Origin of the sequence: Mycolicibacterium pyrenivorans (assembly GCF_025821625.1) — a bacterium.
Taxonomy (GTDB): Bacteria; Actinomycetota; Actinomycetes; order Mycobacteriales; family Mycobacteriaceae; genus Mycobacterium; species Mycobacterium pyrenivorans.
The window spans coordinates 18,843-32,326 of the sequence record NZ_JACKSH010000028.1 but is presented as its reverse complement, the minus strand read 5'-3'; the positions used below and the strand labels follow the sequence as shown (position 1 = coordinate 32,326).

Sequence of the window (13,484 nt, the reverse complement as noted above, 5' to 3'; positions counted from 1 at the left end):
CTCAGCCCCGGTCGGCCAGGACCTGCTGGGCGGCGTTGTAGCCGGGAATGAACGTGATGCCGGGACCACCGTGGCACCCGGCACTGGCCAGGTACAGCCCGTCGATCGGAACCGGCTGGTCGACATAGCCTTTCGGTCCGGGGCGGTTGGGGCCCATCTGCTCCGGGTGGATCAGTCCGTGGCAGTAGTCCCCTCCCGGAGCGCCGAACATGGTGCCCATGTGCTTGGGCGTGAACGTGGTGTGGCGCAGGATCAGGCTCTCGAAGTCGGGTGCCAGCCTCGTGATCTTCTCGATGACATTGCGGCCCATCTCGGCCTTCATGTCGCCGTAGCTCGACTCGCTGTCCTCGATCGGGAACCACAGCGAGAACGCCGACGCCGCATGCTTGCCCGGCGGGGCCAGGCCGGGATCGTTGGCCGACGGGATCTGCAGCGCGATCGCCGGGTCTACGGGCACGACGCCGCGCCGGGAGTCTTCCCATTGCTGCTGCAGGTCCTCGGGTGTGGTGAAGATGCCGATGGCGGACTGGTACTCCGGGTCGTTGAGCACCTCGTACGGCTCGGCGAATGTGGGCGTGCCGTCGAGCGCGAAGTGCATCTGCAGATAGCTTCCGCGATGATCGATGTGCGAGAAGCGTTCTCGGATGTCGGACGGTGTCGCGGTGGGATCGATCAGGCCGTTCACGGTGAGATCGGGTGCGACACCGGAGACGACCACCGGGGCGTTCAGCATCGACCCGTCGTCCAGTCGCACCCCCGTGACCCGGCCGTCGCCGACGACGATCCCCTCGACCTTGCTGCGAAGGCGTAGTTCGCCGCCCGCGGTGGTGAACATTCCCAGAAGGTGCTCGGTCACCGCCCCCATTCCGCCGCGGAATTTCTTGATCAGCGTGGCGTTCTCGTCGGGCACGGCCAGTCCGAACGCCAGCGCCGCGGCGCTGCCCGGCGTCGCGGGTCCGCGGTAGGTGGTGTTGACGGCCAGGAACGCCAGCATGCCGCGCAACGCGCCGTGCTTCTCCCGGTCCGGCAGGTAGCGGTCGAGCACGTCGCTGACCGACCCGAACAACATGTCACTGATCGCCTGCCGCTCGAATTCATTTGTGGCACAGGCGTACATCTCGTCGAGCGTCCTCGGCGGCAGCGCCGCGTCGAAGCGGCCCAGGGCCCGCGTCGGCGCCTGACACCAGGCCATCAGTCCCGCCATACCGTTGACGGCCTCTGCCCCGTGCACCTCGTTGAGGTGCGTCAGCAGCTTCATCGGGTCGGTGTAGTAGATGACGGGGTCGTCGCCGATCCCGCGCAGCTGCACGGACATCACCTCGAGGTCGACCGTGGGCAGGTCGTCGAGTCCGAGGGCCCGGCTGACGACCGCCGAGGTGGGCACCTGCACCGAACCGGCGATCTCGAACCGGTAGCCGTCGAAGAGTTCGACGGTCGAGGCCATCCCGCCTGCGTAGAGCTTGGAATCCAGACACAGGGTGCGCAACCCTGCCTGCTGCATGAGCGCCGCTGCGGTCAGGCCGTTGTGGCCCGCTCCCACGACGATCGCGTCGAAGTCCGTCATCGGCTGAGGCTGACACGACCGTAACAGTTTTGTCAATATTGACGAAACTCCGAGGTCCGCCGGAATTGCATTCCAGCAGGAAAAGATCGAGAACGCGCCTGCCGGAATGCAATTCCGGCGGTCAGATTCGGTCGTCGATGCCCGTCCGCAGCAGCTCGAGCGCGTGCCGGCACAGCCGATCCAGTTCGGGCAGCGAGCGGTCCTCGCCGAGCATCCAGACCTCCATCGCACCGAATACCGCGGCCGCGATGCACCGTGCGGTGACGGTGACGCGCATCCGGGCGTCGGTACCGGGCGACGGCGGGTCCACGCCGGCGAGGTGCGCCTCGATCGCCTCGGCGAAATCGGCTTCGACCTGACGGATGTGGCGCACGATGCGTCCCGCGTCGAGTTCCTGCGCGCGCATCGAGGCGATCTTGGTGACGGCCCAGTCGTCGTAGGGCGAGGCCATGATCGCCGACTGCACCGATTCGATGATCGACTCGTCGGGCGAGCGTGCCGCCAGCGCCGAACGGAACCAGTGCAGCCCGGCGTCGTAGTCGGCGAAGAGCAGATCGTGCTTGGACGCGAAGTGCCGGTAGAACGTCCGCAGCGACACCCCGGCGTCGGCCGCGATCTGCTCGGCAGAGGTGTCCTCGACGCCCTGGGCGAGGAACCGGACCACCGCCGCCTGTCGCAGCGCTTCGCGGGTGCGCTCGCTGCGGGCCGTCTGGGCCGGTCGGACCATGTGCGTAAGCTACCCCACCCCCGAACCGTCAAGATTGACAAAACGGCAGGGCCCTCGCCCGCATTGACAGTCGACGTTTCCGTCGCCTTGACTTGTCGCTCAAAGTCTTGGGGGGCAGCCGTGAAGGTTCATCACCTGAACTGCGGCACGATGCGGCCGCTGGGGACGGGCACGTTGGTGTGTCACGTGCTGCTGGTCGAGTCCGCTGGCGGGTTGGTCCTGGTCGACTCCGGCTTCGGCTCCCTCGACTGCCACAGCCCCGCACGCTTCGGGCGGATCCGCCGACGCTTCTTCCGGCCGGCGTTCGATCCGGGCGAAACCGCCCTCGGCCAGATCGAGAAGCTCGGGTACCGACGCTCCGACGTCCGCCACATCATCGTCACCCACTTCGACGCCGATCACATCGGCGGTATCGCGGATTTCCCCGACGCGCAGATCCACGTCACCGCTTCGGAAGCCCTCGGCGCCATGCGGTCCCGCGCGTTCGGCGACAGGATCCGGTTCCGCAGCGCCCAGTGGGCGCACGGACCCAAGATCGTCGAGCACGACGTCGACGGTGAGGCCTGGCGTGGGTTCGCCACCGCAAGGGAGCTGACGGAGATCGCTCCCGGCTTCGTGTTGGTGCCGCTGCCGGGCCACACGCGCGGACATGCCTGTGTCGCGGTGGACGCCGGTCACCGGTGGGTTCTGCACGCCGGTGACGCCTTCTATCAACACGGCACGCTCGACGACGCCCCGCGGGTACCGGTGCTGACCGCTTTCGAGAAGGTGGTCGCGTTCGACCGGGGGATGGTCGGGGAGAACCACGCCCGGCTCGTGGAGTTGTACCGGCGCGGGGAATCCGACCTTCTGATCGTCTGTTCCCACGACCCGACGCTCTACGAGCGCGCGAGGTCCACCGCGTCGGTCTGAGGGTGCGGGCTCAGCAGGGCGATCGAGGCGTCCACCGCCTCGTCGGTGACGTCGCTCATCCGCCCGCCCTCCTCGACGGTGATCGCGGTCAACTCCCGCAGACCGCCGAGGAGCATGATGATGCGCCTGCGCGACACCGGTCCGACGCCCGCCGCCCGGAACTCGTCGGTGGCGCCTAGGGTGCCGACCATGTCGATGAAGCTCTCCATCGCGTCGCGCTGCAGCCCCCGCGCGGCGGCACCCAGCGCCGGCACATCCCGGATCCAGCTGAGCATCAGCGCGGACCGCGCCTCCCCCGAGGAGATCCACGCCTCGACCGCCTGGCGCACCTGCTTCTGCCACGGCGCGCTGGGGTCGACCGCCTCGGAGATCTGCCTGACCTGATCGTCGTTCGCCTCGGAGAGCAGCGCGACGTAACACGCGTCTCTGCTGTCGAAATGCTCATAGAACGTACGCCGTGACGTCTTGGCTCGGCGGACGATGTCGGCGACCGTCGTCCTGGCGTACCCGCCCTCGGCTATCGACGCCTCGAGGGCATCGAGCAGTCGCTGCCGGAAGTCGCTTCTGTCGGCATCACCGCCGTTGTTTCCCACGCCCGTGCTCTTCATGTCACGGACATGATTCCACGTCTACCGGCAGTAGTTGCGGGTCGCGAAGTCGACGGCCTGCCGGTACAGCGGGTCCAGGGCGCGGGCCTGGGCCACCGCCGCCGTGGCGGCGTCGAGATCGGCGGTACAGGACGGCGAGTGCAGCGCCTGCCACTGGTCGGCCATCTCGGTCACCATCGCCCGGTTGAGTCCGTCGATCGTGGCCCTGGACGACGCCAGATCGGGGGCGTCGGCAGGTGCGGCGGCCGGGTCGAGCTTCCACTGCGCCAGCCGCTGGTACTCGATGGCGACGGTGGCGTCGATCTGGTCGCGGAAGATGGTCGTGACGTACCCGGGGTCGATGGCCCGGTTCGTCGCGTCGGCGGCCACGGCGTCGAGGACCTGCTGCTCTCGGACCGGGTCTTCGATGAGGCCACCGTCGAGGAACTTGGTGGCGGCAACGGGTTCAGCGACCTGGAGGCGCTGCGCCGCGGCGTCCACGAGGCACCAACGGGTTCTCGGGCTGGCCGTGCGCGGCCGGGGCGACCAACAGGGCCAGGCCGACAGCGACACACGCAGCAGCGGTACGAAGCATCCAGTTGATCATTCTGTGGCCAGGGCCGGGATCGAACCGGCGACCTTCCGCTTTTCAGGCGGACGCTCGTACCAACTGAGCTACCTGGCCGGACGGCATCGATCACTTCGCCGAACAAAGTGCGTCGCCGCAATGGCGACCCTGACGGGACTCGAACCCGCGACCTCCGCCGTGACAGGGCGGCGCGCTAACCAACTGCGCCACAGGGCCTTACTGTGGAACTCTCGTGCAACTCCCGACTTTACGGTCGCCGCGTGTACCCCCTACGGGATTCGAACCCGCGCTACCGCCTTGAAAGGGCGGCGTCCTAGGCCGCTAGACGAAGGGGGCCGGCCGAATCTCTTCGGGGTACTCACAACAACGTGCCGTTGGGAGCTTCGATAGCTTAGGGTACCGACACCCAAATCCTCAAACGAGCACCCCGCCGCTATCCTTTGCAGAGCCGGTTTCACGTCCGCCCCTATAGCTCAGTTGGTAGAGCTACGGACTTTTAATCCGCAGGTCCCAGGTTCGAGCCCTGGTGGGGGCACCACACCAATGTCCGGAGACTCGCATGAGGTTCTTCGGGACCAACGGCGGCGGGTGTAGGGGTCAACCACTCCGACACCGCTCAGCTCGTCGTGGTGGGAAGCCACGGCCGCGGTGGATTCGCCGGAACGATGCTCGGATCGGTCAGCGCGACCGTGGTGCACGCGGCCGAAGTGCCGGTGATCGTCGCCCGGGAGCAGTCAGCGGAAGTAGAGCTCGTCACCGGACGGGTAGCCGCCGCCGGTCGTGGTGATGTGGACGTGGTCGTAGTGCCCGTATCCCCCGGCTCGTACGCCGCCCCCGGGCGTGTAATACGCACCGCGCCAGATCGCGTCCTGAATCCCGAAACGCTCGGCGTTGGCCATCACGAAGGCGACGATCTGGTTGCCGAGCGCGATCCCCGCCTGGGAGGTGTAGTTGGGGATCATCACGTCCAGCGCCAGGCCGTTGGGATGCCACCGCAGCGAATCCGGACGGACCCCACCGATGTTGCTGATCTCGGGGAACACCGCGCTGATGCTGCGCGAGGTCAGGATTGTCCTGACCTGGAGGCCCCGCTCCGGCGCGACCCCGGCCGGCAGGGTACGGCTGACGACGCGCCATCTCGACGCGGACACCAGCGACACCGGATCGGCGCTCGCGCTCGCCGGAACCACCGTCAAGGCCGGGTCCGGCGCGGTGGCCGGCGACGCGACGATCTCGACGCAGCAGGGGGCTGCGGGCTCCGCGGCGGCCATGGGCGCCTGTTCGACGACGGGCTCGACGTCGGCGGCCTCGGCGAGCGGACTCGCGTCGCCCTTGACGACGAGAAACACCGCTGCCGGAGCCAGCACGGACGCCAGAAGGACCGTCGGATTACGTCGCTCTTTGGCTAGTGAGTGCCTGCCCACGCCAAGCAACATAACTGCAAACGCCGGAAAGTACAGCACCGGCCGGCAAATTTGAACACGACGCGCGGATCGTTACGCGACCGGTATCGGTCCGTCAGCGACGCGATATCCGCCATCTGTCCACCCCGGGACGACGCACCGAATCTGCAGGTCAGAGGGTTACTCGTCAGGCAACGATCAACAGCGCGGTGAGCACGAGAACGGCCAGCATCGCGGCGGTGGCAGCGAGCACCCCACCGGTACGTCGCGGCGTCCGCACCGGCGGGTCGAGGCAGGCCCGCATCTGTTCGGCGGTGCCGAAGCGCCACCGCGGGTCGGGCGCCATCGCCCGCTCGATCGTCAGGGCCAGGGCCGGGTCGATGTCCGGGCGCAACGTGGTCAGCGGCGTCACGTTCCCGGCGGCGATCGCGTCGGCCAGTTCGGACAGATTCCCCTGCGGATACGCCCGGCGTCCCGTCAGCGCCTCGTAGGCGACCACTCCGAGCGCGTACAGGTCGTCGCCCGCGGTGGCCGGCCGGCCCGCGATTCGGTCGGCAGGCAGGTAGGACATCGTCCCGAAGATCCGGTTGGTCAGCGTCTGTGGCGTGTCAGCGCTCTTGGCGACGCCGAAGTCGGCGATCTTCACGCCACCGAACGGATCGAACAGGATGTTGGCGGGTTTGATGTCGCGGTGCAGCACCCCGCGAGCGTGCGCCGCGCCGAGCGCGGACAGCACGTCGCGCATGATCGCGCGCACGTACTCGGTGGACAGCGGCCCACCGCGGGCCAGCACATCGGCCAGGCTCTGGCCGGGAAGTCGCTCCAACACGATGTAGGGCCTGCCGTGGTGCACGCCCGAATCGTGGACGGCCACGACACGGGGATGGTTGAGGGCGGCGGCGGCGCGGGCCTCGGTCGCGAATCGGCGTGTGCCGTCGGGCTGTGCGCTCACCGACGGGTAGAGCAGTTTGACGGCGACCGGACGGTGCAGCCGGATGTCCCAGCCGTCGCGTACCTCCGCCATGCCACCGCGGCCGAGAACACCCCGTAGTTCGTAGCGACCGCCCAGAACCTCCGGCGCCTGCATGACTTTCAAGCTAGCCGTTCCGGAGTCGATGCAAACCTGACGGGGTGAATCGTATGATCGACGGCAATGCTCTACCAGCATGTTCGTCGCCCTTTCTGGCGCCGCCACCCGACGGTGACCGTCACTGTGCTGGCGATGACGTCGTGGTGGCTGTGGCACGGGTGGTACCAGGCCCTCGCGGTCACCGCAGTCGTCGGTTTACTGGTGGTCTTCAGCCGTCACCGGCACGCCGCGGCGGTCCGAGACGCCGGGCTGGCGGCCCGCGCCGAATACGAGCACCGGCTCAGCCTGGCGGGTGATCCGCGGGGCACGTTCGGCCGCTATCCGCCGGTCCAGCCGGGCTGGTATCCGGATCCCCAGCACCATGCCCAATACCGTTGCCGGCTGCGCTATTTCGACGGAGCGGTGTGGACGCCGTATGTGGCGCGCCGGTAGGTCGTCAGACCTTCGGGCTGTAGTAGTGCGGGTCGTCGCGGTACTCGACAGGCGGCAGATTGCGCGCGGGAGTCTCCACCAGCGGCGCGTCCGCGGGCAGCCGGCCGAAGGCCCGATCCATCGCGGATCGCTTGCGCGGGTGCATCATCACGCGGTCGGGCGCCAGCCGGGTCGCCAGGTGCAGCAGGTTGCCGATGCGCCGGTGTAGCCACTCTTGGCGGGCTGACCAGGTGAACCCCATCAGCTCACGAACCGGTGGGTCGTAGAGCCCGACGGTCATGAACAGCAGAAACCGCTGCATGATCTTCAGGTTGTGCGCCCACAGCCAGTCCGGCACCCATTCCAGCGACGGGTGCTTGGGCATGGTGGACAGGTCGAGAACCTCACGGGCCGCCCAGTTGTTCTCCAACACGTTGCGGCACATGTGATCCCAGTACTCCTGGAATTCCTCCCAGGTCTCGGGTACCGGTCGCATGCTCATGCCGTACATGCGGTACCAGGTGATGTGCTCGTCGAACAGCTGGCGCCGCTGGTCGTCGGTCAAGCCGCCGGCGAACCGCTCGGCGGCCAGCAACGTGGACTTGAAGAACGTGGCGTGGGCCCAGTAGAAGACGTCGGGGTTCAGCGCGCTGTACCGGCGGCCCTGGTCGTCGACGCCCTTGATGCCGATGTGGTAGTCGCGGACCTGGGCTCCGGTCCTCGGTGCGCGGTGCCCGTCGAACACCACCCCGCCGATCGGATAGATCGACCGCAGCAGCCGGGGCATGCGCTCCATGAAGAAGATCGAGTGTTCCTTCACCGCCGCGCCGAGCTGCGGGTGCATGTTCTGCATGGAACCGGCCCACGGGCCCTGGAACAGGCCCGTCCACTGGCCGAAGTACTTCCAGGTCAGCGAGTCCGGGCCGAGAGGCGTCGGCGGGGCGTCATATCCCCCGGAGGCGACCGGGCAGCCGGCCGCAACCTCCGGGGTCGTTGACGCGGATCCGCTGGTCACGGGGCACGCCTCGGACGTATCTTGAGTCACAGGTGACCTTTCCCTGAACACGTCATGTCGCCACACGATATTTTGACTACGAAATTTTGACTACGAACGTTGTCACAAAGCTTAGGAGTGATGTGCCGCCGGGTCAACGAAGCGGCCGATGGTCGGGCGTGCCACTGCAGGACCGCCAGGCACTGCGCCGAGACGAACTGATCACCGCGGGCATCGGGCTGCTCGGCAGTCCGGGAGGTCCGGCCCTGACAGTGCGGGCGGTCTGCCGGGCCGCGGGGCTGACCGAGCGCTACTTCTACGAGAGTTTCACCGACCGTGACGAGTACGTCGCGGCGGTCTACGACGATGTGTGCAACACCGCGATGTCGACGCTGATGAAGTCGGAGAGCCCCCGTGACGCCGTGGAACGATTCGTCGCGCTGATGGTCGACGATCCCGCCCGCGGACGGGTCCTGCTCCTCGCACCCGAGGCGGAACCGGTGCTCGCCCGCTCGGGCGCCGCATGGATCCCCAGCTTCATCGACCTGGTGCAACGCAAGCTCACCCGGATCACCGACCCGACGACGCAGGCGATGGTTGCCACCGGCCTGATCGGGGCACTCAGTGCTTTGTTTACGGCCTACCTCGACGGCAGGTTGACCGCGACACGCGAACAGTTCATCGACCACTGCGCTGAGCTACTGCTCAGCAGGGCGGCGACGTGAACAGCCCGCCGACCTGGGCGGGAGCCGTGGCGTGGCGGCTTGAATGTCACCCGCATACACAGATATATTGAGTGCAACCATCAGGTACAGATAACTGGGAGGTGTCGTGTCGAAAGACCTGACCGACCTGCAACTGTTGACCGAACTCGAGCCAGTCGTCGAGCCCCTCGTCAACCGCCACATGCGAATGAAGAAGGACTGGAACCCGCACGACTACATCCCGTGGTCCGACGGCAAGAACTACTACGCGCTCGGCGGTCAGGACTGGGACCCGGAACAGTCGCAGCTGTCCGAGGTCGCTCGCGTCGCGATGCTGGTGAACCTGCTCACCGAGGACAACCTGCCCTCGTACCACCGCGAGATCGCGATGAACTTCAGCATGGACGGCCCGTGGGGCTTCTGGGTCAACCGCTGGACCGCCGAGGAGAACCGCCACGGCATCGCGCTGCGCGACTATCTGGTGGTCACCCGCAACGTCGACCCCGTCGAACTGGAGATGCTGCGCGTCGAGCAGATGACCCGCGGGTTCTCCCCCGGCCAGAACGATCAGATCGAGGCCGACCTGTTCGCCGAGAGCCTCTTCGACTCGGTCATCTACGTGACGTTCCAGGAACTCGCGACCCGCGTCTCGCACCGCAACACCGGCAAGGCGTGCGAGGAGCCGATCGCCGATCAGCTGCTGCAGCGGGTGTCGGCCGACGAGAACCTGCACATGATCTTCTACCGCGACGTGTCCGAGGCCGGCTTCGAGATCGCCCCCAACCAGGCGATGAAGTCGCTGCACAAGGTGCTGCGCAACTTCAAGATGCCCGGCTACACCATCCCGGACTTCCGCCGCAGGGCCGTCACCATCGCCTCCGGCGGTGTCTACGACCCCCGCATCCACCTCGACGACATCGTGATGCCGGTGCTGAAGAAGTGGCGCATCTTCGAGCGTGAGGACTTCAACGGCGAGTCGGCCCGGATGCGCGACGACCTCGGTGTCCTCGTCGACGAGCTGCAGGAGGCGGTCGACAAGTTCGAGATCGCCAAGCAGCGTCGCGAGGCGAGGCTGGCCCAGATGGCCGAGAAGAAGGCGGCGAAGAACCTGTTGGTGACGACGTCGGCGTGAGCACATCGACACTCGATTCGGCCCGATCCCTGCGGATCGGGCCGATCGCGTTGCGCAGTCCGGTCGTGCTGGCCCCGATGGCCGGGGTCACCAACGTCGCGTTCCGCAAGCTGTGCCGTGAGCTCGAGCTGTCCCGCGCCGGGACGGTCAGCGGCCTGTACGTGTGCGAGATGGTGACCGCGCGCGCCCTCGTCGAGCGCCACCCGGTGACGATGCACATGACGACGTTCGCGCCGGAGGAGTCGCCGCGGTCGCTGCAGCTCTACACGGTCGATCCGGAGAACACGTACAAGGCCGCCAAGATGATCGCCGACGAAGGCCTGGCCGACCACATCGACATGAACTTCGGGTGCCCGGTGCCGAAGGTGACCCGGCGCGGCGGTGGGGCCGCCCTCCCCTTCAAGCGCCGGCTGTTCGGGAAAATCGTGCGCGCCGCAGTCACCGCTACAGAGGGCACCGGCATTCCAGTCACGGTGAAGTTCCGGATCGGCATCGACGACAACCACCACACGCACCTCGATGCCGGACGCATCGCCGCCGAGGAAGGGGCGGCGGCCGTCGCCCTCCATGCCCGCACCGCGGCGCAGCGGTACTCCGGAACCGCCGACTGGGAGCAGATCGCAGCGCTCAAGGCGCACGTCACCGATGTTCCGGTGCTCGGAAACGGTGATATCTTCGACGCCCGAGACGCGCTGTCCATGATGGCCGCGACGGGCTGCGACGGCGTGGTGATCGGCCGGGGCTGCCTGGGGCGGCCGTGGCTTTTCGCCGAGTTGTCCGCCGCCTTCACCGGGGAACCACCGGCCACTGCGCCGAACCTCGGTGAAGTCGCGCAGATCATCCGTCGGCACGGCGAGCTCCTCGCGGCACATTTCGGAGAGGACAAAGGAATGCGGGACATCCGCAAGCACGTGGCGTGGTACCTGCACGGGTTCCCCGCAGGAGCCGACCTGCGCCGGTCATTGGCGCTGGTCAAGACGATTTCCGAGCTGGATGACCTGCTCGGGGAGCTCGACCCGGAGGTGCCGTTCCCTCCCGTCGCCGGCGGCCCACGGGGACGTCAGGGCTCGCCCGGATCGGTGACGTTGCCCGAGGGCTGGCTCGACGACCCCGACGACTGCACGGTGCCGGCCGGCGCCGAGGTCATGAACTCGGGCGGTTGAGACAGTTCGGACCGAGACAGCTTCGAGAGGACATCGAGACTTAGTTCGACTAGATGTCTCTCAGGATGTCTCAGTACGATGAGTGTTCAACAGCCCGGCTCCAGTGGCGGAGCCGGAGCGAGTGCTCTAGACAGTTAGCAGGCAATCGGCACCGCATCGTGCCGATGCGCGACGCGCTTGAATGCCGTGAGAGTCGGAGGCCGGTGAGGACATGAGTGACGGCGGCGTGGGAGATTCCGCTGCCCCTCCTGGCCGTCCCCTCCCCGACGGCGACAACAGAGGCGGCGACAACAACGACGCTGATTGGATTACCCGATCGCGGCAGACTTTGCCCGGCGCCGCGCCGTGGGAGCGCGCCCTCGACCCGCGCGAGGCGGACGAGGACGCCGACGCGGCGCCCGACAGGTCCCGCGAGTCGAACGGCAATACCGGAGCCGTCACCGTCGCCGACCTGATCGCCAAGATCAACGGCGGCGCCCCGGTGGCGCCCAAGCGCCACCGCGCGGAGCCGGAGCCGGAGCCGTATCCCGAACTGGACGACCTGGACACCACGATCCTGCCGGTGACGGTCGTACCCGCCTCCGAGATCCCTGACCTGACCAGTCCGAGGGTGCCGCTGCGCGTCCCACCCAAGCGCGTCGGCCGCCGGCGCGGAGTGCTGCTGGGACGTTCGGCGGCGGCACTGATCGCCGTCCTCGCCCTCGCCCTCACCGGGGGCGCCTGGCAGTGGCAGTCGGCGAAGAACAACCTGCTGAACCGGGTTTCGGCTCTCGACCCGGATTCCCGCGACATCGTCGACCCGAACGCGCAGTTCGGCGACGAGAACTTCCTCATCGTCGGCGTCGACAGCCGCTTCGGCGACAACCTCGAGATGGGTGCGGGCACCACCGAGGACGCGGCCGGCTCGCGGTCGGACACGGTGATGCTGGTGAACATCCCGGCCAACCGCGAACGTGTCGTCGCGGTGTCGTTTCCCCGGGATCTCGAGATCGACCCGATGGAGTGCGAGCCGTGGAACCCGGAGACCCGGCAGTACGGCCCCATCACCGACGAAGAATCGCCGATGTACGGCATGGAAGAGGTCTACACCGAGTACAAGCTGAACTCGGCGTTCGCCGTGGGCGGGCCCAAGTGCCTGGTCAAGGTAGTCCAGAAGCTGTCGGGCCTGCACGTCAACCGGTTCATGGCGGTGGATTTCGCGGGGTTCTCCAAGATGGTCGACGCGCTCGGCGGGGTCGAGGTGTGCAGCACGACACCGATGGAGGATTACGAGCTCGGCACCGTTCTGCCGGTCGCGGGCCGCCAGATCGTCGACGGGCACACCGCGCTGAACTACGTCCGCGCCCGCCAGGTGACCACCGAGACCAACGGTGATTACGGCCGCATCAAACGGCAGCAGCTGTTCCTGTCGTCGCTGCTGCGCTCGTTGATCTCCAAGGAGACGTTCTTCTCGCTGTCCAAGCTCAACAACGTCGTGAACATGTTCATCGGCGACTCCTATGTCGACAACCTGGACACCAAGGACCTCGTCGACCTCGGACAGTCCGTTCAGGGCGTCACGGCGGGACGCATCACGTTCGTCACCGTGCCGACCGTCGGATACGCCGACGAATGGGGCAACGAAGTGCCCCGCACCGACGACATGCGCGCGCTGTTCAGCGCGATCATCAACGACGACCCGCTCCCCGAGGAGCGCAACCCCGACAACACCCCGGTGCCCGGAACGCCCGAATCGCTGGCCGACTCGGCGCCGGGTGAGACCACCACGGCCGACGACGAAGTGGTCGACGCGATCGCCACCGACCCTCAGGCCGTCACGGTGCAGGTGTCGAACTCGACGGGCCAGTCCGGCCTCGGGGCGACGACGGCGGACTCGTTGCAGGCGCACGGCTTCAACGTCATCACCCCCGACGACTACCCGGGTCCGCTGTCGCAGACGACCGTGTTCTTCTCCGCCGGGAACGAGGAGGCTGCCGCCACCGTCGCGTCGTCGTTCGCCAACCCCACGATCGAACGCGTCAACGGCATGGGCGATGTGGTGCAGGTGGTGCTCGGCAGCGATTTCGACGCGGTGTCCGCCCCGACCCCCAGCGGGTCGCCGGTCCAGGTCAGCGTCCACCGCGGCAGGGACGACACGTCCACGCAGCTACCCGACGACCTGGCCGTCACCAACGCCGCCGACACCAGCTGCGAATGATCGTCGGCCGC

12 protein-coding genes, 4 tRNA genes and 2 pseudogenes are annotated in these 13,484 nt (G+C 67.5%); 8 read left to right on the top strand and 10 right to left on the bottom strand.

The genetic code is table 11. The annotated features are described in order from the left end of the window. Position 1: 1 nt before the first annotated feature. Together H7I57_RS05075 and H7I57_RS05070 are read right to left on the bottom strand one after the other, a co-directional pair. Positions 2-1,564: a phytoene desaturase family protein gene (locus H7I57_RS05075; protein ID WP_264022258.1), complete on the bottom strand. Its 1,563-nt coding sequence runs from the start codon at positions 1,562-1,564 to the stop codon at positions 2-4. A 121-nt stretch (positions 1,565-1,685) separates the two neighbouring features. Next, on the bottom strand, positions 1,686-2,291 hold the full coding sequence (locus H7I57_RS05070; RefSeq protein ID WP_264022257.1) for a TetR/AcrR family transcriptional regulator: 606 nt from the start codon (positions 2,289-2,291) through the stop codon (positions 1,686-1,688). A 120-nt stretch (positions 2,292-2,411) separates the two neighbouring features. On the opposite strand from H7I57_RS05070, the gene H7I57_RS05065 reads away from it, so the two are divergent. Continuing rightward, the gene (locus tag H7I57_RS05065) at positions 2,412-3,203 is read left to right on the top strand and encodes an MBL fold metallo-hydrolase (protein WP_264022255.1); all 792 of its coding nucleotides are present in this window, start codon (positions 2,412-2,414) and stop codon (positions 3,201-3,203) included. On the opposite strand, the gene H7I57_RS05060 is transcribed toward H7I57_RS05065, so the two are convergent. The 5 genes and pseudogenes from H7I57_RS05060 to H7I57_RS05040 form a co-directional block, all read right to left on the bottom strand. After that, on the bottom strand, positions 3,170-3,811 hold the full coding sequence (locus tag H7I57_RS05060; RefSeq protein ID WP_264022254.1) for a TetR/AcrR family transcriptional regulator: 642 nt from the start codon (positions 3,809-3,811) through the stop codon (positions 3,170-3,172). The genes H7I57_RS05065 and H7I57_RS05060 overlap by 34 nt on opposite strands. Positions 3,812-3,832: 21 nt before the next feature. Continuing rightward, positions 3,833-4,385, bottom strand: a pseudogene (locus tag H7I57_RS05055) (chorismate mutase). Positions 4,386-4,401: 16 nt separating this feature from the next. Then, a tRNA-Phe gene (locus H7I57_RS05050) sits at positions 4,402-4,475 on the bottom strand. A gap of 43 nt (positions 4,476-4,518) precedes the next feature. After that, positions 4,519-4,595, bottom strand: a tRNA-Asp gene (locus H7I57_RS05045). Positions 4,596-4,642: 47 nt separating this feature from the next. Beyond that, positions 4,643-4,715 (bottom strand) — tRNA-Glu (locus H7I57_RS05040). 126 nt (positions 4,716-4,841) lie between these two features. Here H7I57_RS05040 and H7I57_RS05035 point away from each other — a divergent pair. Both H7I57_RS05035 and H7I57_RS05030 read left to right on the top strand, forming a co-directional pair. Beyond that, positions 4,842-4,917 (top strand) — tRNA-Lys (locus H7I57_RS05035). 58 nt (positions 4,918-4,975) lie between these two features. Further along, positions 4,976-5,107 (top strand): annotated as a pseudogene (locus tag H7I57_RS05030) (universal stress protein); the annotation flags it as partial. Between the two features lie 6 nt (positions 5,108-5,113). Here H7I57_RS05030 and H7I57_RS05025 read toward each other — a convergent pair. Then, entirely contained in the window at positions 5,114-5,815 is a 702-nt protein-coding gene (locus H7I57_RS05025; protein WP_275080912.1) for a VldE C-terminal domain-containing protein, read from the bottom strand. Between the two features lie 154 nt (positions 5,816-5,969). Next, entirely contained in the window at positions 5,970-6,869 is a 900-nt protein-coding gene (locus H7I57_RS05020) for a serine/threonine-protein kinase (RefSeq protein WP_264022251.1), read from the bottom strand. 66 nt (positions 6,870-6,935) lie between these two features. On the opposite strand from H7I57_RS05020, the gene H7I57_RS05015 reads away from it, so the two are divergent. Then, the gene (locus H7I57_RS05015; protein WP_264022250.1) at positions 6,936-7,304 is read left to right on the top strand and encodes a DUF2510 domain-containing protein; all 369 of its coding nucleotides are present in this window, start codon (positions 6,936-6,938) and stop codon (positions 7,302-7,304) included. A 4-nt stretch (positions 7,305-7,308) separates the two neighbouring features. Here H7I57_RS05015 and H7I57_RS05010 read toward each other — a convergent pair whose 3' ends face one another. Beyond that, complete coding sequence (locus H7I57_RS05010) at positions 7,309-8,328, bottom strand: oxygenase MpaB family protein (protein WP_264022249.1); 1,020 nt, start codon at positions 8,326-8,328, stop codon at positions 7,309-7,311. A gap of 92 nt (positions 8,329-8,420) precedes the next feature. On the opposite strand from H7I57_RS05010, the gene H7I57_RS05005 reads away from it, so the two are divergent. The 4 genes from H7I57_RS05005 to H7I57_RS04990 all read left to right on the top strand — a co-directional run bounded on the left by H7I57_RS05005 (position 8,421) and on the right by H7I57_RS04990 (position 13,473). Beyond that, entirely contained in the window at positions 8,421-9,002 is a 582-nt protein-coding gene (locus H7I57_RS05005; protein ID WP_264022248.1) for a TetR/AcrR family transcriptional regulator, read from the top strand. A gap of 106 nt (positions 9,003-9,108) precedes the next feature. Then, entirely contained in the window at positions 9,109-10,113 is a 1,005-nt protein-coding gene (locus H7I57_RS05000) for an acyl-ACP desaturase (RefSeq protein ID WP_264022247.1), read from the top strand. A gap of 29 nt (positions 10,114-10,142) precedes the next feature. Continuing rightward, positions 10,143-11,276, top strand: coding sequence for a tRNA dihydrouridine synthase DusB (gene dusB, locus H7I57_RS04995; RefSeq protein WP_275080916.1), 1,134 nt, complete (start codon positions 10,143-10,145; stop codon positions 11,274-11,276). A gap of 211 nt (positions 11,277-11,487) precedes the next feature. Beyond that, positions 11,488-13,473, top strand: a complete 1,986-nt coding sequence (locus tag H7I57_RS04990) for an LCP family protein (protein ID WP_264022245.1) — start codon at positions 11,488-11,490, stop codon at positions 13,471-13,473. Positions 13,474-13,484: the final 11 nt, after the last annotated feature.